Origin of the sequence: Staphylococcus aureus (assembly GCF_001027105.1) — a bacterium.
GTDB lineage: Bacteria > Bacillota > Bacilli > Staphylococcales > Staphylococcaceae > Staphylococcus > Staphylococcus aureus.
In genome coordinates this window covers 1295342-1314286 of the sequence record NZ_CP011526.1, presented here as the reverse complement: position 1 = coordinate 1314286, position 18945 = coordinate 1295342, and the positions used below count along the sequence as shown (strand labels likewise).

Genomic DNA, 18945 nt, shown 5'->3' with positions numbered 1-18945 from the left:
AGGAATATCGATGTTTAGTTTAAATGGAATGCACTATTTAAGTTTTTAATATGGAGATGTTTGTGACTTTTCGATGATTAAGATTTTTATAGGTGTGCATCATTTCAAATAAACTTTGTGTTTAAAATTGAGCTTAGGAAATCGATAGGTTTAGATGAGGATATTGTTGAAGTTATGTGTCTTGTATCCTTAGTTGTTATAAAAGCGCAAAAAATAGCACCGCTTTCTCTTTATCTGTGTAGAAAGGATGCTATTATTGTAAAACAATAGTTTTAATTTTATTTTCTGATATATCATATGTAATTCTACCTGTATCAATTTCTATCGAATTATAACCATCAAAATTATCAACTTTATCATCAAAGTCTATCACTTTTCCAATTAATATTTTATTATTAGTAAGCGTTAATTTGACTAATTTGCCTATGTATGACTGTAAATTCATATTTAATCACTCCTTTTTAATATACGGAACTACATGAAAACCAGTTTTAGAATAATGAACCTTACCTAATTTCGTTTCAATATATTTACCATTCACATAAGATTTACCTATTATCTTTTTATAATCTATAACTTGTTTTATTCTAAAATTCCCTTCATCATCAAACAAAACTGGAATATCAATAAATTCTTTTTTAGTCATCTTTTCACTTTCATTAGAATCTATTATAGTATAACTTGGTAATAAAGATGAATTATTTTTCTTATTATTATATTCATTTGTGCATAAAATATGACGCTTTTGCTTAACATTATTCAATTTCATCGTCATTTTACCATTACTTATCATTTCAAGCATTTCTTTTTTAGCTTTTTGTAGAAAGGATGCTATTTTGTAATTATTTTAATAATCTAATACTTTTTATCTCAGTTTCATCAAACGAATAAACAGCAAAATCAGTCTGTATATCTACAACAAGATTTCCTGTTTCGCTCTCGAATTCATTTTCATAGTCAGTTACAAACCCTTCGTATTCTTCATTATTCAAAAGCGTGATAATAACATCTTTACGATATGCATCTTCAATTCTCAATACTTTTCACCTACTTATCAATATAAGGTACTATATGAGCACCTGTCTTCGAATAATGCACTTTTCCCTTTCTGGTTTCAATATACACATTTTCGATATGTATTTTTCCAATAATTTGATTAAAATTAATAATCTCTTTCAAATCAAATCGCTCATCACTTAATATTAGATTGCCTGTTGACATTTTTTCTCTTAACAATTCATTCAATAAATCTATAGAAAGTATTGTATAGCTAGGCAATTTCTTATTATTTAAAATGGCTCTTTTTTTATTTTCATTATATAGGTGATGACCTAACATATATCTATTTTATTTTCCGCAATTTATTTCTATTTTTATTTTACCATTTTTAATCATTTCTTTCATCTGGTTTTTAGCTTTTTCCTGTAATTATGCTTCTTTTACTTCTACTTGATATTTACCTTCACGCTCTTTAAAGAACTTGTCCCGCCAATTGCCAACATGTGGCACTGTGGTACTTCTACACCAAGGATGCATAGGTGGCGCATTCACACCTGGTATCATATCTTTAACTTTAAATATTTTTCCGTTAAGTGAATGACATAATTTAGATGTTTTACTATCTATTTTGGCAACATATTTATATTCGCCATCTTCACCAAGTTCTTTTAAATATGTTAACTTTTGTGCTTCTGCATTTTCAGTAAATAGTTAAAAAAGCGTATAAAAATAGCACCACTTTCTCTTTATCTGTCTAAAAAGGATGCTATTTATCTTTTGAATTTGAATTCTTTTTCGCTTTTTCTATACTTTCAAATTCTTCAACTAATTCTTTAAAAGATTCACTCAATTCTTTTGCAGTTACATTTCCATCTAATTGTGAATCTAACATAATTAAAATCATCTCACTTTATATTTAATCATATTTATACTATAAAGTTTTTTCAATAATTTTTCAATATGGCTATCATTAATGATATTAATATGCGTAAAATATTTAGCACAAAATTTACTCACTATTTTACCATGAAACCTATTTGACTTGGTAATAAATTTTACTTGTCCCTTATTAGTAACGATTGTCATTGATTTTATTGATGGATGCTTAAAAAATGTAAATAAATCATATTCTGAAAATCCTGACTGTCCAGGATGGTTATGTAACATAACAATTGAATTCGGTTTACTGTTAAATAATAATTCGGTTGCTTGTTACCCTGGCACAAAAGATACACTATCTTGATTGACATATACTTTTGTAAATTTACCATCTTTTAACAAATAAGCTACTTCATTGCTATCATTGTTTTCCATGAGATATACCTCCGTTTATAGTCTGTCGACTGATATTCCATACTTGCTTTTAAAATGTCATCAGCACGTTTTGGACAATAAAAAATAACCTTCACATTTGAAGGTTAAAATTTTTAAAGTAAACTTTCTTTATCCCCATGCTACGAGTTCAGATTCAGGAAATAGCCCTTTACTAGTATTTATGTATATTCTGTCTATGGCATGAATAAAATAATTATCTCTTGTATTTTTTTCTAAACTAGATTTTTCAGCATTGATAACTTCAAGACTATCTATATCCATTTGAATAATACCAGGCTTAATATTTTCATCATTATTAGGAAAATATTTATATGTAACACTTTTATCATTAATTTCTTTTATTTTTAATATTAGCAATCATTTCCACCTCTAATTAATTAAAATACTATAATTATATTTTATTTCTGTAAGTTTATGTGCCTCTATATAGTGTAAATTATACTTATTCATTAGATAGTGTTCAAGAGCTTCATGTTTCTACATTATTATATCCATTTTTTTAATATTTTTCCCTTCTCTTAAACGTTGCCAACTTTGAGCCATATAAAAGTCAGGATCAAATTGTTTAAATCCACTTTCTAATAAATACTTATTTTCAAATATATGTTCATAAACTCTTTGAATTAAATTTTTATTTATATTAGTATTTTTAGCAATTTTAGAAATCTCTATCTGTTTATCTCGATTTCTAACTGAATTATAATAAATTTGAGCATGTCTGTTCCTTTTGATACCGTATTCATCACTTTTATTATTAAGTGCACCTGATTCAATAAAACAACCTTCTACTTGATATTTACCTTCACGCTCTTTAAAGAACTTGTCTCGCCAATTGCCGACATGTGGCACTGTGGTACTTCTACACCAAGGATGCATAGGTGGCGCATTCACACCTGGTATCATATCTTTAACTTTAAATATTTTTCCGTTGAGTGAATGACATAATTTAGATGTTTTACTATCTATTTTGGCAACATATTTATATTCGCCATCTTCACCAAGTTCTTTTAAATATGTTAACTTTTGTGACTCTTCTTTTTCAACGAATAATGAAAAAAGCATATAAAAATAGCATCGCTTTCTCTTTATCTGTGTAGAAAGGATGCTTTAATACCATGCTATTTTATAATTTTCGGGAAATTCTTGCTTCTCGATAAAGTCTCTTACTACAGAAAAAGACTTATTACGATATAACATAAAATATTCTTCATTTTCTATTTCAGATAATGAGAAATCTATAACCTCTGCATCTTTTTTATTAAAAGTTACTGAACCTTTACCGTTACTTATATCATCTTCAGGTATATATTCATATATTATAACCTGTTCATCTTCTTTCAATTTTATTAATGTAAGCATTTAATCCACCTTCTTTTTTATAAAAATTGAATAATCGTATTTTTTTGATACAATTTTATGTGCATAATCATAGTTGAAATTATACTTATTCATCAAATAATGTTCAAGCGCCTCATGACGCAGCAGTATTAAATCTTGTTTTTTATTGTTTTTCCTTCTCTTAAACGTTGCCAACTTACTGCGATATTATATTCTGGATAATAACTTAAAATCGAATAATTCACTTTGAACATAACAACTCACTCCTTGTATAGTGGTGAAGCAAGTATTATTATTAAATTGTAGGAGGGAAAGTCCCTCCTGACTGATTAACGCTCGAATGTCCATTCAATCTTTATAAAGTAGAGATTTATTAAGATTAACAATTTGGTACATTTGAGCTTTTTTATTTCCTTCACTCGCACCTTCTTAAACTTATATGTTCATTATACAAATATAAAAAGCTATAACAATTTAATGAAAATGCCCCCTTCGAAGTCGACATTGAAAAAATGAAAACTTTGAAGGGAGCATTTCAAGACGATCCATTCCAATCTTTTTTATCATTTAAAACTTAACACTTATTTTCCCTTATTCGATGCTAATTTCGTGCAATAAATTCTAAATGAAACGACATACTCCTTTTTCACAAATTGGAATCTACTATTTTTGTATTTTAATTATTATAATATCCATTCACCATATGATTTTTATTAATAGTTAAATCAAATAAACATAGCTTGATTAATTTATACATTAGTTAAATTACAAAACTTTATTGGCATATTCATATAATTTTTCTGTTGTATTCAGGGTTAGATTATCTACTTCGCGTTTGCCCTGTCTTAATTGTGAAAGTACGTATTGAGAAACTCCAGTTTTTTTAGAAATTTCATATCCTGTTAAATTACTTTCAATTAATTCAATTATTTTTTTCTTGTATTCTGACATTTTTTCATCTCCATATCTGTACAATGTTTTCTGCTTTTTTTCGAAATTCTGTGAACTTAACGTATTTTTTATCTATAAATGATTTTATTATTTTTCTATTCATTAATGGCTATCATCACTTCATAATAGTTAAATTTTATATTTTCAATTTTTGTTTCTACATATTAACGACTTTTCATCATCAATTACTTTGTCAAAGATAAACGATTTGTCTTGTATACCTTACGCCTTTTACAAAACTTCAATGTTTAGTATTCATTGAAGTTTACAGCCACTTCTAAAGTTTAACCTTTTATGTATTTTTATTAGATTAGTGTCTTTCAATATTCAAACTACTAACTCCAGTAGTCTATTAAATTTGAGATATTGAGATATCTTTAGAATTTAATTTTTCCGGAGTCATATAGACTTCTCAAATACTATACATTTATTTCATAATTTTGAACCCTAATATTACTAAAATAATTATAAACGTCCCTATTAAAAATTCTATTTTCTCTTTTTTATTTGTTTTTCGCACTTTAATAGTCATCTTCATTTTACTAATGGTGAGAAAGTAATATTTTATTCAAAGAATATGACTTCATATTAAATCAAACCTCACATTCTTATTAGATTGCAAATTCAATAGTCCTACCAGAATTGAAATCAAAACATTCAAACTATTTTATCGTTTTAACTTCCTCGACCATTTTCACCTCCTTATAATCTATATAAATTATGTTTACCACACGATTCTTTACACTCGAAAAATTAATTTTGTTAAGAAACATTTAGCCATGTAACTTTGTAATAAAAACATTTTCAAATAAATGTACCAAAAACTTTCATGAAATAAAGTATACTTTTCAAATCTATTAATTTTAGAATCATAAAACCAAATGCTATATTACAATATAATTATCACAAATCATCATATATGCCAATTACACAATTTAATATAAAAAATTGTCAATGAAAAATTATGTGCATAAACATTATTACAAAATATGTATAGTATAGAATACTGCATTAAAGTTAACTTATTTACTGTGTTCAGCCTTTTATATCATCGCTTAAAGATCATTCAAGATTTAATGGCAATGATAATTTCATAATATGCATTTTTGATTATTTAACCATGTACAATTTCTAAAACTAAGAGATTATCTTATTGAGGTGGACAAAACGTGGACAGACAACCATGAAATCATTAGAAATTTAATTTCTTGTCCACCTAACCTAACAAAATATTTTTGTTAACATTCTGTTTTATTTTCTAATGTTCTTTGATATTCATATAACTTGATTATCGTTTTAAATTTAGCTTCTTTTATTTTAGTTTTACCTACCTTTAAATCAGTAACTGTTTGACGTGGTACACCTGAGTTTTTTGAAATACTATATGGTGTATTGTTAGTTAATAACTTTTCTATTTCACTTATAATAGTTTCAATCTCATTCATTATTAATCACACTCTCTTTCTATTTATAATTATAATAATCCTAATGCAGTAACTACGTTTAGCAATACATTGTTTTTTTCTAGTTGCCAAACTAGTTAATTCATAAACTAATACCTAATAGTATTGGCGTTTTTTTTATATATTGATAAAATTTCTTGTCTCCATCTATTCTATATTATATTATTTGATAATTTTTTATTTATATTCACATTAAGTTATCCATATTTAATATACTTTAAAATTAGATGACTTAAAAGGCTCACTCCATGATATTTCAAAAATATGGCCTTATTTTAATCTTCAATCATTATTTCTAATTGTTTTTGGTAATTATAGAGTTTTTCCGCTGTTTCTAAAGTTAAATTATTCACTTTTCTTTTCCCGCTTCTTAATTCACTTATACCACCATAAGAAACATCAGTGTCTTGATTAATTCTATAATTAGATATTGATTTATCATTTAGTAATTTTTCTATTGTATTATAAATTTCTTTAAACTGGTTCATAATTTTTGTCAAAATGAAAGAATAATTTATTTTTTTCTAGTTAAATTAATAATAAATAATATTAAAGTTGCAATGTTAAGATAGAGAGTTAATTTTTTCCTTAATTCTCTTGTCATAAATACCACCTCCCTATTTAATGTGGTAAAGGTCTTTTGCCCTTTACCTTTTTAAAAGAACGATTTGATAAAATTAAGTACTTGAATTATTAAGCTCGTCACAGCTATTCGAAATTTAATTTTGCTATTCGTTCTTTTTCTTTAACCATTCTTATCATTTTTTCTCCTTTCCTCTTTATAGTTATTTAACATTCCACAAATTGGGGTAAGTGACATGTTGAACTCCCATATCCACTGGCAAGATTTATAATTTGTAATTCTAAAGTATAATAGCCTATATTTTTCAAAATCTCTTTTTTTATGATTAACATCCCTCTAAGTGCACCTAAAGGTTTTTATGTAATGTATTAAATATTTCCATTTATACATATACATCTTGTATAAAAAGAAAGAACTCCATATATACTCAAAAGGTATACTGAAGCTCTATATATTATATAAAATTATTATACTATTTTGAAAAACATAAGTAAATCACTAAACATGATTTCTTTCACTTTTAGAAAACTTTTAATACTATAAAAGCACCCACTCAGTCACTAGTTTGGGCAGTTATTGTATGCCTATTGAACTCAATGCTTATATTACAATACCTTTTTCGCATATTCATATAAGATCTTTGCATTCTTTAAGCTTAAATTTTCTATTCTTCTTTCTCTACGGCGCATAGCATTAATATTACCGTAACTTATCCCAGTATCTTTATTAATTTGATAACTCGATATCTCTTTGTTTTCTATCAATTCTTTGATTGTATTGAATATTTCATCATAGCAATTCATAAATTAGATGAGGCGAAATTTTTAATTTTTTAGAATATCAATAGTAGTATAACTAAAATGAAAATACCGATCGATAAACAAAAAGATATTTTTTGTTTTGTTTCTCTTTTCATATAGTATTACCCCCTTAATAATGCGTAGTAAGGTCCCTCTTTTCGGGGTCTTACCTTAGAACGTTCTGCAAATGAATTCGATGAGAAGTAATATGAATATGGCTATTTTCAAGTAATACTCAACGTTTTCGCGACGTTCTTTTATCGCCTCATCTCATCACCTCCAAATATATTAAAATTCATGTGAACTAAAATATAAAATGGTCTTCCCCAGCTTTAAAAAAATAAATACATAAAACATTTACTTGACCAAAACTTGACCAAATCCATTTTTTAACAAAAGTGGTCAAGTGAAATCCCATCTTTCCAAATCAAAAAAGAGCTAAAGCAAAATGCTCTAGCCCTTGATATTACTGATTTCCCATCATTGTTTAGCGTATTAATATTGCTTCATGTACTGATCTCTTTCCCATTCAGAGACTTGAGTTCTGTAGTAATCCCATTCAATTGATTTTGAATTAATAAATTGATTATAGATATGATTTCCTAAAGCTTTTTTAATAACTTCATTTTCACGCATTGCTTTTAATGCAGTATAAAGTGTTGAAGGTAAGTCTTGAATGCCTACTGCTTCACGTTCTTCACGGTTCATTTCGTAAATATTTTGGTTAACTGGTTCTGGAACTTTTAATTTATTTTTAATACCATCTAGTCCAGCTTCTAAGATTGCAGCTAACGCCATGTATGGGTTTGCAGCTGGATCTACTGAACGTACTTCGATACGAGTAGATAATCCTCTTGAAGATGGTACACGGATTAATGGTGAACGGTTTTTACCACTCCATGCAATATAACATGGTGCTTCATAACCAGGTACTAAACGTTTATATGAGTTTACTAACGGGTTACATACAGCAGTAAATCCGCGTGCATTTTTAAGCACACCTGCTGTAAATTGATATGCAGTTTCCGTTAAGCCCATTTCAGTATTTGGATCAAAGAATGCATTTTCTTTACCTTTGAATAATGAAACGTTAAAGTGCATACCGCTACCATTCACACCGAATAATGGTTTAGGCATAAATGTTGCGTGTAAATTATGTTTACGTGCGATTGTTTTAACAACCAATTTAAATGTTTGGATATTATCACATGCTGTAACAGCATCTGCATATTTAAAGTCAATTTCATGTTGACCAGGGGCAACTTCATGGTGACTAGCTTCAATATCGAAGCCCATATCCTCTAATTCTAAAACAATATCACGACGACAGTTTTCACCTAAATCTGTAGGTGCTAAATCGAAATATCCACCATCATCATTAAGTTCTAAAGTTGGTTCCCCTTTTTCATCCAACTTAAACAAGAAGAATTCTGGTTCAGGCCCTAGGTTAAAGTCTGTGAAGCCTAAATCTTCCATTTCTTTTAATACACGTTTTAAGTTTGCACGAGGATCCCCTTCAAATGGTGTTCCATCTGTTTTATATACATCACAAATTAAACGTGCAACTTTACCTTGTCCAGCAGTCCATGGGAAGATTACCCAAGTATCTAAATCTGGATGTAAGTACATATCTGATTCTTCGATACGTACGAAACCTTCGATAGAAGAACCGTCAAACATCATTTCGTTATCAAGTACTTTTTCTAATTGGCTTACAGGCACTTCAACATTTTTAATTGTTCCTAAAATATCAGTGAATTGTAATCTTAAATATCTTACATTTTCCTCTTCTGCAAATTTACGAATGTCGTCTTTAGTGAAAGTACGTTTTGGCATTTTAAAATCCTCCAAATTTTATTTAATAAATCGGGATAAATCACCACGATTTATTGGCAAAGTTTCTCCAATAGGCTTTTGCGTGGCATCTACAATCATCTTTTTTCTTATCTCTTGTTCATCTGTTGTTAAATGCTCTTGTGAGTCATAAATGATTTGTTTAATCCCTTTGATATTAAATCCTTTTTCTAATAATGATTTAATTTCTAGTAATCTTTCCAAATCATTGAGTGAGAACAGACGTTTTTGACCTTCTGTTCTTTCAGGTTTGATGAGTTCATGTGTTTCATAGTAACGTATTTGCCTTGGCGTTAAATCCGTTAACTTACTTACTACACTCATAGAGAAGACAGCCATATTTCGTCTGATTGCATCATTCGATATCATTGTTCCTCTCCTCTACTTTTGAACTTGTTAATAACTTATCATAATTTTTTTAGGATTTCAAAAATATGTCAGGTTTTCTAACATAAAGCTTAAAACATTGATATAACTGCGATTTCGACTTCTAAAACGACATAAAACAATCTACAGCTAAAATATTTTTTCAATTTTTAAAAATAATCTGATAAATCTCCGCAAAAAATTTCACCCAAAACACATTATCATTTAGGGTGAAATTTAATCTATTATATAAGTCCTTGTTCTTTCAACTGATTAACAGCTCTTGTCACAGCAATTTTAACGTGTTCATATGTTAATCCTCCTTGAACATATGCTTCATAAGGAGGACGAATAGGTCCATCTGCAGATAATTCAATCGATGAACCTTGAATAAACGTACCAGCTGCCATAATAACATCATCTTCGTAACCAGGCATATAACTAGGTTCTGGACTAAAATGTGCATTAATTGGGGATGCGTGTTGAATACTTTGACAAAATGAAATCATTTGTTCTTTCGTTTCAAATTTAACTGTTTGAATTAAATCAGTTCGTTTTTCGTAGTACTTCGGCGTTGTGTTCATATTCATTTTTTCTAAAAATAAACTAGTAAACAATGCACCTTTAAGACTCTGACTGACAACGTGTGGTGCTAAAAAGAAACCTTGATACATTTCAAGCAATGCATTTAATGATGCACCCGCTTCTTTACCAATACCAGGTGCTGTCAATCTATAACCACATCGTTCAATTAAATCTTTTCTACCAGCAATGTATCCACCAATCTTAGCTAAACCACCGCCAGGGTTTTTAATTAATGATCCTGCTATTAAATCGGCACCACATTCTATAGGTTCACGTCTTTCAACAAATTCCCCATAACAGTTATCCACAAATATTAAAATATTAGGATGCACGTTTTTCAACCTAGTAATTACCTTTTCAATTTCATCTAGCGGAATTGAAGGTCTTTGATCATAGCCTTTCGAACGTTGAATCGCTATTACTTTGGTGCGCTCAGAAACCCCATCTAACACACTTTCAATATCGATCTTACCTTCTTTAAGTGCAATATCTTTATACGATACGCCATGCTCCATTAAACTTTCAATACCATTTCCGTTTACGCCAATGACTTCAAGTAAAGTGTCATATGGACTACCCGTTATATAAATTAATTCATCACCATGTTTTAATAAACTTTGTAATGCAATAGTAATCGCATGCGTACCTGAAATAATTTGCGGACGAACAATTGCATCTTCTGCTTTAAATGCCTGCGCATATATTTCTTCTAAATGATCACGTCCAAAGTCATCATACCCGTATCCTGTTGATCCTTGTAGATCACTTTCGGTTGCTTTGACATGATGAAATGCATTTAATACTTTTTCTTGATTAATATATGCTGTTTCTTCAATTTCTTTAAAATATGGTGCTAACGTTGATTCGACGTCAGCTACTATCTTACTTATATCTTTCATTTGAATTTCGTCCTTTTATTATTTTTTAAATCCTTTTATACGATAAACATTTTCAATTTCATCATATTTAAGTTCAGTCACTAATGTATGTTGTTTTAGAAAATATAATCGATCTGCATTATTCGTCGCAATTGTCTCATCATAATAAGTTAATTGCCTTTTGATTTCATCAATAAATAACGTCTTAACAAGTAATTTATCACCATCATTTTTAGAAGAAACAAAAACATTAGGCAAATCACTTGCTGGACGATTTGATGCATGATCACATAAGTCCTTTTTATTAAAAATAACTATTTGAGAAATATGACTCATATCTAATTGTTTGATTAAATCATTAACTGTGTCATACTGCGTACGGTATTCAGGATGGCTACTATCTACGACATGTACTAATAAATCTGCACCTTTAGCCTCTTCTAAAGTTGATTTAAAAGCTGCAATTAACGTCGTAGGTAGTTTCTGTATAAAACCAACAGTATCTGAAATAATTAAATTAAATCCATCATTTATTTGAATTTGTCGTGTTTTAGGATCTAACGTTGCAAATAATTGATCTTTTTCATACGTCTCTTCATTTGCTAAAACATTAAACCATGATGATTTACCAGCATTTGTATAACCAACTAAAGCTACTTGAAACACCTGATTTTGATTTCTTTTATTTCGATATCTTTCGCGATGTTCTTCTACCGTCCGCAATTGATGTTTAATTTCATTCATACGAGTTCGAATATGTCTGCGATCCATCTCTAACTTCGTTTCACCAGGGCCTCTAGTTCCAATACCGCCACCTAAACGAGAAAGGCTTTTACCATGGCCTTGCAATCTAGGTAATAAATAATCAAGTTGTGCTAGCTCTACTTGCAATTTACCTTCTTTACTTCTTGCTCTTAATGCAAATATTTCAAGAATCAACTGAGTTCTATCAATAATTTTTACACCTAAAGCTTCATTTAGTGATTTGGATTGTGCAGTCGTTAATTCATCATTTGTGATGACTACATCAATATCTTCGAACTCAATAAATGCTTGAATTTCTTCAATTTTACCTTTACCAACATAATATTTGCGATCTACACGATCTCTGTTTTGAGTAATTTGACCCAACACTTCAAGTTGGCAAGTCTCTGATAAAGATGATAATTCCTCCATTGTAGACTCAAAATTAAATTGCTTATCATCTTGAGCATGTACACCGACTAAGACAGCTTTTTCTAGTTTATTTTTAGTATCATGAATTTGTTGCTGAGCCATGTTATACATCTCCTTAATAAAATCCTACTCAAAGTATTCTATCATAGAGTTTTAGTAAAGACTATTACACGATTTTGTGGTACATTTTAAGTAAATCGAAAGGATGATACAATGGAGACAATTTATGATTTTGTAGTAGAAACAAATAAAGGTGTTACTTACAAATTAGATGCATATAAGGGTGACGTTATGCTAATTGTTAATACAGCTAGCGAATGTGGCTTTACTTCACAATTTGAAGGTTTGCAATCATTATACGAGAAATACAAAGATCAAGGGTTTGTAATTCTAGGTTTCCCTTGTAATCAATTTGGTGGCCAAGAACCTGGTTCAGGCGAAGAAGCAGCTCAAAACTGTAAATTAAACTATGGTGTTACCTTCCCTATGCATCAAAAAATAGACGTAAAAGGGGAACATCAATTACCTTTATTTAGATATTTGACTGCGGCACAACACGGATTCTTTAATGAGAAAATCAAATGGAATTTCACTAAGTTTTTAGTGGATCGCGAAGGTAACGTTGTTAAACGATTTGCACCTCAAAAAAAACCTGTTCAAATCGAAAGAGAAATAGAAAAATTATTATAAAATATACTAGCTCATAGCAAATAAAACGCTTCATATAAAGTCGTATCATATATTGACTCGACCTTTATATGAAGCGTTTTTATTACAAACATTCCTCTATTGTATCTTGTCATTTGAACATCATTTAATTGATGTCACATATGACTTTATTTCTATATCTATTTATCATACTTCAAACGTTATGTACACGAGTCATTAAATCGTGCCCATATGATTACAACTTATTCTTCACTTTCAGTAGATGCTTGACCTTCAGTTTCTACTGTATAAGTGCTGATCGCATGTTTGTAAATCAAGTGTTGTTTGCCTTGAGAATTTAAGCTTACGACATACTTGTCGTATTCTTCAATAACACCTTTCATTTGGAAACCGTTTAGAAAGAATACAGTTACTTCAGTTTGGTTTGCTTTAAAATTCTCTAGTGCTTTGTCTTGGATGTTTTCGTTTGCAATCATCTGTCGGACTCCTTTTACTTAATCTGGGTTGTAATCTCATCTAACATCATTTGAAGTGACATATTTTCTTTATCTAACCAATGAACACTCATTTTATTCTTGAACCATGTCATTTGTCGTTTTGCATATTGGCGTGAATGTTGCTTTAAATCATTGACAGCATCTTCATAAATCATTTGTCCGTTAATCACAGGTATTAATTCTTTATATCCAATAGCTTGCATACTTTGGCAAGATTCATAGCCTTGTTCAACAAGTTGTTGCACTTCTCTAAATAATCCGTGATCCAACATAATATCAACACGTTTATTTATTCTTGAATATAATGTTTTACGCGACATTTCAATCCCTAATAATAATGTATCATAATTTTCAGTAAATTGTTGCACTTTCTTGCGATTACTCAAAAGTTTTTTTGTTTTTAAATAATATTCAATAGCGCGCAACACTCTTTGGCGGTTGTTAGGGTGAATATTTTCTGCAGAAACCGCATCAAATTGAGCTAAATAATCGTGTAGTTGCTGATTATCTAAATGTTCTAATGCAGATAACTTTTGTTTAACTATGGATAATTGTGCAGGTGTAACTGTTTCATCTTCTAATTCATAATTATATATTAATGATTGAATATATAAGCCTGTTCCACCTGCTATGATTGGAACTTTACCTCTATTCGTTATATCAGTAATTAAATCTTCTGCTAATCGCTTGAATTCATATGCTGAAAATGTATCATCAGGATTCAAGATATCAATTAAATGATGTGGAATACCATCCATTTCTTCAGGTGTTACTTTTGCAGTTCCAATATTCATATGTTTGTAGACTTGCATAGAGTCACCGCTTATGATTTCACCATTGATACGCTTCGCGAGTTCGATGCTAAGCTCTGTTTTACCTGAAGCAGTTGGCCCCACAATTACTACAATAAAAGGCTTATTTTTATTCATATTTAATTCCACTTTCTTTATTTTTTATAAAATTGATTCAACCATTTAAACAAGTCTTCCCAAATTTTGTCATGATCTTTTTCAAATAACACTTCATGACGTTTATGATGATAAAGATTCACTTTAACATTTTTAATGCCAGCTTTTCTATATATATTCGCCAATTTTAAAATCCCTTTACCATAATCACCTAAAGGATCGTCATATCCTGAAACTAATAATATAGGCATGGCATGATTTAACATTTTCATATTTTTTAATTGTGATGTATGTAGCATATAATAGGCTGTTTGATATAATAATTGATTTGACACATTAAATCCACTATATGGATCTTTAATAAAGTTATCTACTTCAATTGGATTACTAGAAATCCAATCACTTTGTGTACGTAATGGACGTATTTTTTTATTAAAACTATTTGATACTAACTGGTTAACCCATTCAACTCGTTTCTCAGCACCATAAATTTTTGTAATCAGTTGTAACACTTTAACGGTTGGTAAACCTTTCCATAATGAATACATACCAGTACCACTTAAAATTAGACCATCAACATATTGCGGATATGTTTCTACAAACAATCTAGCTATAACGGATCCCATTGAATGTCCGATTATAATGTATGGTTTATCAACATTGCCTCTCACTGTTTGCGCTACTTCAAAGGCATCACCGATAACTCGTTTCATATCATCGTAATGCCCTCTTGTTGATTCATCAATATTAATACCATGTCCTCGATGATTATGACGTATCACATCGAAGCCATGCTTTGAAAGTGCATGTGCTAATTTATCGTAACGTTCCATATGTTCAGCCATACCATGAAATATATGAATAATTCCTTTTGAATCTACATCTGTAAAATTCACTTTAACTTCAATATTCGTATTATCTTGTACAGTTAATTTAAATTGTTTTTCAGTCATCATCTCACACCTTTAATAACAACGCTTTTATATTCGCTTTTATTATTATCATACATTTAGTGATGCATAGTTTCAATTGACTAATGTATCTCGTATAAAAAAACTGATGCCCTTAAAACAGGACACCAGTTTATGATTGTACAAATTAATTATTCTTTAACTGCTGGTTGATTATTTCCATGTTGCGCTTCTTTAATTGCTTGCTCAACTTCTTCAGTATATGCTTCAATTTGAGCTGGAGAGTAATCAAGCATATCTGCCATAATATCGATGACAGCATCTTTATAATCTAATACATCTTTAATATTGAAATACATTTTACCAGAACGACGAACTAAGAAATCGTTAGGTTTGTATACCATTTCTTGTTGAATACTATAAACAAGTTCTACATAAATTTCTAATGGTAACTTGCTATCATGGTATTGAGATGTTTGCGCAATGTTGAACAATTCATCAACATTTGAACCATATTTAGATGCTAAACGTCTTGCAACATCTTCATCAATGCCGAATCCTTTAGCTACATCTACTTTTTGCTCTACAAACGCATCAAAGTTCTTGCTACCACCTACATCGCCACCTGAAATTGCCAGACCTTTTGTATTACATGGACTAAATGTTAAACCGTAGTCTTTTTTCAAGCGTTTAGATACTAAATCAACAATGTCTTGAGCCATGTGACGATAGCCTGTTAATTTACCACCTGCAATAGTTAATAAACCTGATTTACCTTCCCAAATTTCATCCTTACGAGAGATTTCAGAAGGGTCTTTGCCTTCTTCGTAAATTAATGGTCTAATTCCTGCCCATGTTGATTCAATATCTTCATCTGTAACATTAACACTAGGGAACATGTAATTAATCGCATCGATTAAATAGTCTCTGTCTTCTTGTGTAGTTAATGGTGAAGATTTGATATTGTCATAGAATGTATCTGTAGTACCTACATACGCTTTTCCTTCACGTGGAATTGCAAAAATCATTCTTCCATCTTTTTCAGTATCAAAGTATACTGCTTGACCTAATGGGAATTTTGATTGATCAATAACAACATGTACACCTTTAGTTAAACGTAATTTTTTATTATTGCGTGCATAATCACCACTTCTAACATCATCAACCCATGGACCTGCTGCATTAACCACTTTTTTAGCCTTAATTGTATAATTTTCATTAGTTAATTTATCTATAACTTTAACACCATTTACTTGTTGATTTTTATCATAAGTGAAGTGTTCAGATTTAGTATAGTTGATAATTTCTGCGCCTTTTTCAGCAGCACGCTTCATAACTTCAATAGTTAAACGCGCATCGTCAGTACGATATTCAACATAGTAACCGCCGCCTTTTAGACCTTCTTTTTTAACTAATGGTTCTTTAGCTAAAGTTTCTTTTTTAGATAACATTTTTTTACGTTCAGACTTCTTAACACCTGCTAAACGATCATACATTCCTAAACCAATTGATGTTGAGAATTTACCAAATGTTCCACCTTTATGCATTGGTAAAAGCATCCACTCTGGAGTCGTAACATGAGGCCCATTTTCATAAACAATCGCACGTTCTTTACCAGTTTCGGCAACTACTCCAATTTGGAATTGTTTTAAGTAACGCAAACCACCATGGACTAATTTTGTAGATCTTGAGCTTGTTCCTTGTGCAAAGTCTTGCATTTCAACTAATGCAACTTTCATTCCTCTTTCACTCGCGTCTAGTGCAATACCTGCACCTGTAATACCGCCACCAATAATTACTAAATCATATTCATCATTTCTTAAATTCTTTTTAATATGTTCTCTCTTAAAAGTAGACAATGCCATTCCAAAACGCCTCCTAAAAAATGTAAAAACGAGAGACTTGTCCCACATAAACAATCCTTCAATTGTACATGTTCGAACAAATCTCTCGCTTCTCGATTCAAATATTAACTTAAATTGATTGTATCACAATGTTTATACAAAAGTCTAATCTACAAGTTTATTCTGTTTTAAAAACTTGTGTTGCTTCAACAGCTTTTTTCCAACCTCTATATAATTTTTCTCTTTCGCCTTCATCCATTTTCGGATCGAATTTTTCTTCTAATTTCCAGTTTTTAGCGATATCATCTTTACTCTCCCAGAATCCAACTGCTAAACCTGCCAAAAATGCAGCACCTAAAGCTGTAGTTTCTTGAATTTCAGGTCTTTCAACAGAAGTATTAACAATGTCTGCTTGGAACTGCATAATAAAGTTATTTTTAACTGCACCACCATCGACACGTAAACTTTGGACATCAATACCAGAGTCTTTTGACATTGCTTCCATAACGTCACGAGTTTGGTAACATAGTGATTCTAAAGTTGCACGGATAAAGTGCTCTTTTTCAGTTCCACGTGTTAAACCGAAAATCGCACCACGTGCTTCAGAATCCCAATATGGTGTTCCTAAACCTACAAAAGCTGGAACAACATAAACACCCTCAGTAGAGTCAACTCGTGTCGCATAACTTTCTGATTGTGGTGCTGAATTAATCATTCTTAATCCATCACGTAACCATTGGATTGCTGAACCCGAAACAAAGATGGAACCTTCAAGCGCATAATTTACTTTTCCATCAATACCATAAGCAATTGTTGTTAATAAACCACTTTCAGATTTAACCGCTTTGTCACCTGTATTCATTAACATGAAGCCACCAGTTCCATATGTGTTTTTCACGTCACCACGTTCGAAGCAAGCTTGTCCAAATAATGCTGCTTGTTGATCACCAGCTACTCCAGCGATTGGTACTTCTTGACCATAGAAGTGGTAATCAATTGTCTTACCATATACTTCACTCGAAGCTTTAACTTCTGGCAACATATTTTTAGGTACTGTAAGTAGTTCTAATAACTCATCGTCCCATTCTAAATCATGGATATTAAACATTAATGTACGACTCGCATTTGAATAATCAGTAATATGCGCAGCTTTTCCTGATAATTTCCATACTAACCAAGTATCAATCGTTCCAAATAATAGATCGCCATTTTCTGCTTTTTCTCGTGCACCTTCAACATTGTCTAGAATCCATTTAACTTTTGTACCTGCAAAATACGGATCTAAAAGTAATCCTGTCTTATCTCTAAATGTTTGTTCATATCCTTGTTGTTTTAATTCTGAACAAATTGATTGTGTTTGACGTGATTGCCAAACAATTGCGTGATAAATTGGGCGGCCAGTATGTTTGTCCCAAACAACCGTTGTTTCACGTTGGTTTGTAATACCGATACCTGCAATTTGATCAGCTCTAACATCATTTTCATTAATTACTTCCGTCATTACAGCTAACACAGATGTCCAAATTTCATTTGCATCATGTTCAACCCAACCTGATTGTGGAAAATATTGCTTAAACTCACGTTGTGCTACCCCTGCAATTTCCCCTTTTTGATTGAATAAAATCGCTCTTGAGCTTGTTGTTCCTTGGTCTATAGATAAAATATATTTTTCCATTAGTAGTATCTCCTTTATTAAAAAATAATCGCTAACCCATTGTACAAAATCTGTTAAATTTTGGCGAAAAAATAGCATAATCCATGAATCAAACATGTTAAATTATGCTATTT

The 18945-nt window shown here is 30.4% G+C and carries 23 protein-coding genes and 2 pseudogenes; 1 reads left to right on the top strand and 24 read right to left on the bottom strand.

Annotated features, from left to right (window positions below):
- Positions 1-253: 253 nt before the first annotated feature.
- From AA076_RS06625 to hflX, 19 genes and pseudogenes are all read right to left on the bottom strand, one after another.
- Positions 254-445, bottom strand: coding sequence for a hypothetical protein (locus AA076_RS06625; protein WP_001053371.1), 192 nt, complete (start codon positions 443-445; stop codon positions 254-256).
- Between the two features lie 6 nt (positions 446-451).
- Positions 452-802 carry a polymorphic toxin type 50 domain-containing protein gene (locus AA076_RS06620; RefSeq protein WP_000891995.1) on the bottom strand — a complete coding sequence of 117 codons (351 nt, stop codon included), beginning with the start codon at positions 800-802 and terminating at the stop codon, positions 452-454.
- 40 nt (positions 803-842) lie between these two features.
- The gene (locus AA076_RS06615) at positions 843-1037 is read right to left on the bottom strand and encodes a hypothetical protein (RefSeq protein ID WP_001217295.1); all 195 of its coding nucleotides are present in this window, start codon (positions 1035-1037) and stop codon (positions 843-845) included.
- Positions 1038-1047: 10 nt separating this feature from the next.
- Positions 1048-1695, bottom strand: a pseudogene (locus AA076_RS16145) (minor capsid protein); the annotation flags it as partial.
- Positions 1696-1765: 70 nt separating this feature from the next.
- The gene (locus tag AA076_RS14905; RefSeq protein WP_000600812.1) at positions 1766-1903 is read right to left on the bottom strand and encodes a hypothetical protein; all 138 of its coding nucleotides are present in this window, start codon (positions 1901-1903) and stop codon (positions 1766-1768) included.
- A gap of 382 nt (positions 1904-2285) precedes the next feature.
- Positions 2286-2408 carry a hypothetical protein gene (locus AA076_RS14890; protein WP_001790531.1) on the bottom strand — a complete coding sequence of 41 codons (123 nt, stop codon included), beginning with the start codon at positions 2406-2408 and terminating at the stop codon, positions 2286-2288.
- 34 nt (positions 2409-2442) lie between these two features.
- Entirely contained in the window at positions 2443-2691 is a 249-nt protein-coding gene (locus AA076_RS06580; RefSeq protein WP_000906224.1) for a hypothetical protein, read from the bottom strand.
- A 425-nt stretch (positions 2692-3116) separates the two neighbouring features.
- Positions 3117-3366 (bottom strand): annotated as a pseudogene (locus tag AA076_RS16140) (minor capsid protein); the annotation flags it as partial.
- 75 nt (positions 3367-3441) lie between these two features.
- A complete protein-coding gene (locus AA076_RS06570) occupies positions 3442-3693 on the bottom strand; it encodes a hypothetical protein (protein ID WP_000956747.1) in 252 nt (83 codons plus the stop codon).
- 128 nt (positions 3694-3821) lie between these two features.
- A complete protein-coding gene (locus AA076_RS14880) occupies positions 3822-3926 on the bottom strand; it encodes a hypothetical protein (RefSeq protein ID WP_000477492.1) in 105 nt (34 codons plus the stop codon).
- Between the two features lie 511 nt (positions 3927-4437).
- Positions 4438-4623, bottom strand: coding sequence for a hypothetical protein (locus tag AA076_RS06555; protein WP_000006110.1), 186 nt, complete (start codon positions 4621-4623; stop codon positions 4438-4440).
- Between the two features lie 427 nt (positions 4624-5050).
- Positions 5051-5161: a hypothetical protein gene (locus AA076_RS14875; protein ID WP_001788716.1), complete on the bottom strand. Its 111-nt coding sequence runs from the start codon at positions 5159-5161 to the stop codon at positions 5051-5053.
- Between the two features lie 700 nt (positions 5162-5861).
- Positions 5862-6068, bottom strand: a complete 207-nt coding sequence (locus tag AA076_RS06545; protein WP_001002340.1) for a hypothetical protein — start codon at positions 6066-6068, stop codon at positions 5862-5864.
- Positions 6069-6361: 293 nt separating this feature from the next.
- Positions 6362-6586 (bottom strand): hypothetical protein, encoded by a 225-nt coding sequence (locus AA076_RS06540; RefSeq protein ID WP_001789892.1) that lies wholly within the window; start codon positions 6584-6586, stop codon positions 6362-6364.
- A 688-nt stretch (positions 6587-7274) separates the two neighbouring features.
- Positions 7275-7472 (bottom strand): hypothetical protein, encoded by a 198-nt coding sequence (locus AA076_RS14870; RefSeq protein WP_001789891.1) that lies wholly within the window; start codon positions 7470-7472, stop codon positions 7275-7277.
- 492 nt (positions 7473-7964) lie between these two features.
- Positions 7965-9305, bottom strand: a complete 1341-nt coding sequence (gene glnA, locus AA076_RS06530) for a type I glutamate--ammonia ligase (protein WP_001126603.1) — start codon at positions 9303-9305, stop codon at positions 7965-7967.
- An 18-nt stretch (positions 9306-9323) separates the two neighbouring features.
- A complete protein-coding gene (locus AA076_RS06525) occupies positions 9324-9692 on the bottom strand; it encodes a MerR family transcriptional regulator (protein ID WP_000624945.1) in 369 nt (122 codons plus the stop codon).
- Between the two features lie 242 nt (positions 9693-9934).
- Positions 9935-11173 carry a methionine gamma-lyase family protein gene (locus AA076_RS06520; RefSeq protein ID WP_000652047.1) on the bottom strand — a complete coding sequence of 413 codons (1239 nt, stop codon included), beginning with the start codon at positions 11171-11173 and terminating at the stop codon, positions 9935-9937.
- Between the two features lie 18 nt (positions 11174-11191).
- Positions 11192-12430, bottom strand: coding sequence for a GTPase HflX (gene hflX, locus AA076_RS06515; protein ID WP_002871136.1), 1239 nt, complete (start codon positions 12428-12430; stop codon positions 11192-11194).
- A gap of 111 nt (positions 12431-12541) precedes the next feature.
- On the opposite strand from hflX, the gene AA076_RS06510 reads away from it, so the two are divergent.
- Positions 12542-13018: a glutathione peroxidase gene (locus tag AA076_RS06510; protein WP_000448078.1), complete on the top strand. Its 477-nt coding sequence runs from the start codon at positions 12542-12544 to the stop codon at positions 13016-13018.
- A gap of 221 nt (positions 13019-13239) precedes the next feature.
- Here AA076_RS06510 and hfq read toward each other — a convergent pair whose 3' ends face one another.
- From hfq to glpK, 5 genes are all read right to left on the bottom strand, one after another.
- On the bottom strand, positions 13240-13473 hold the full coding sequence (hfq, locus tag AA076_RS06505; protein WP_000561358.1) for an RNA chaperone Hfq: 234 nt from the start codon (positions 13471-13473) through the stop codon (positions 13240-13242).
- Between the two features lie 14 nt (positions 13474-13487).
- On the bottom strand, positions 13488-14423 hold the full coding sequence (miaA, locus tag AA076_RS06500; protein ID WP_001548613.1) for a tRNA (adenosine(37)-N6)-dimethylallyltransferase MiaA: 936 nt from the start codon (positions 14421-14423) through the stop codon (positions 13488-13490).
- Between the two features lie 17 nt (positions 14424-14440).
- Positions 14441-15355 (bottom strand): alpha/beta fold hydrolase, encoded by a 915-nt coding sequence (locus AA076_RS06495; RefSeq protein WP_000136950.1) that lies wholly within the window; start codon positions 15353-15355, stop codon positions 14441-14443.
- Between the two features lie 149 nt (positions 15356-15504).
- Entirely contained in the window at positions 15505-17178 is a 1674-nt protein-coding gene (locus AA076_RS06490) for a glycerol-3-phosphate dehydrogenase/oxidase (protein ID WP_001218596.1), read from the bottom strand.
- A 157-nt stretch (positions 17179-17335) separates the two neighbouring features.
- Positions 17336-18832 (bottom strand): glycerol kinase GlpK, encoded by a 1497-nt coding sequence (gene glpK / locus AA076_RS06485; RefSeq protein WP_000417369.1) that lies wholly within the window; start codon positions 18830-18832, stop codon positions 17336-17338.
- Positions 18833-18945 lie beyond the last annotated feature (113 nt).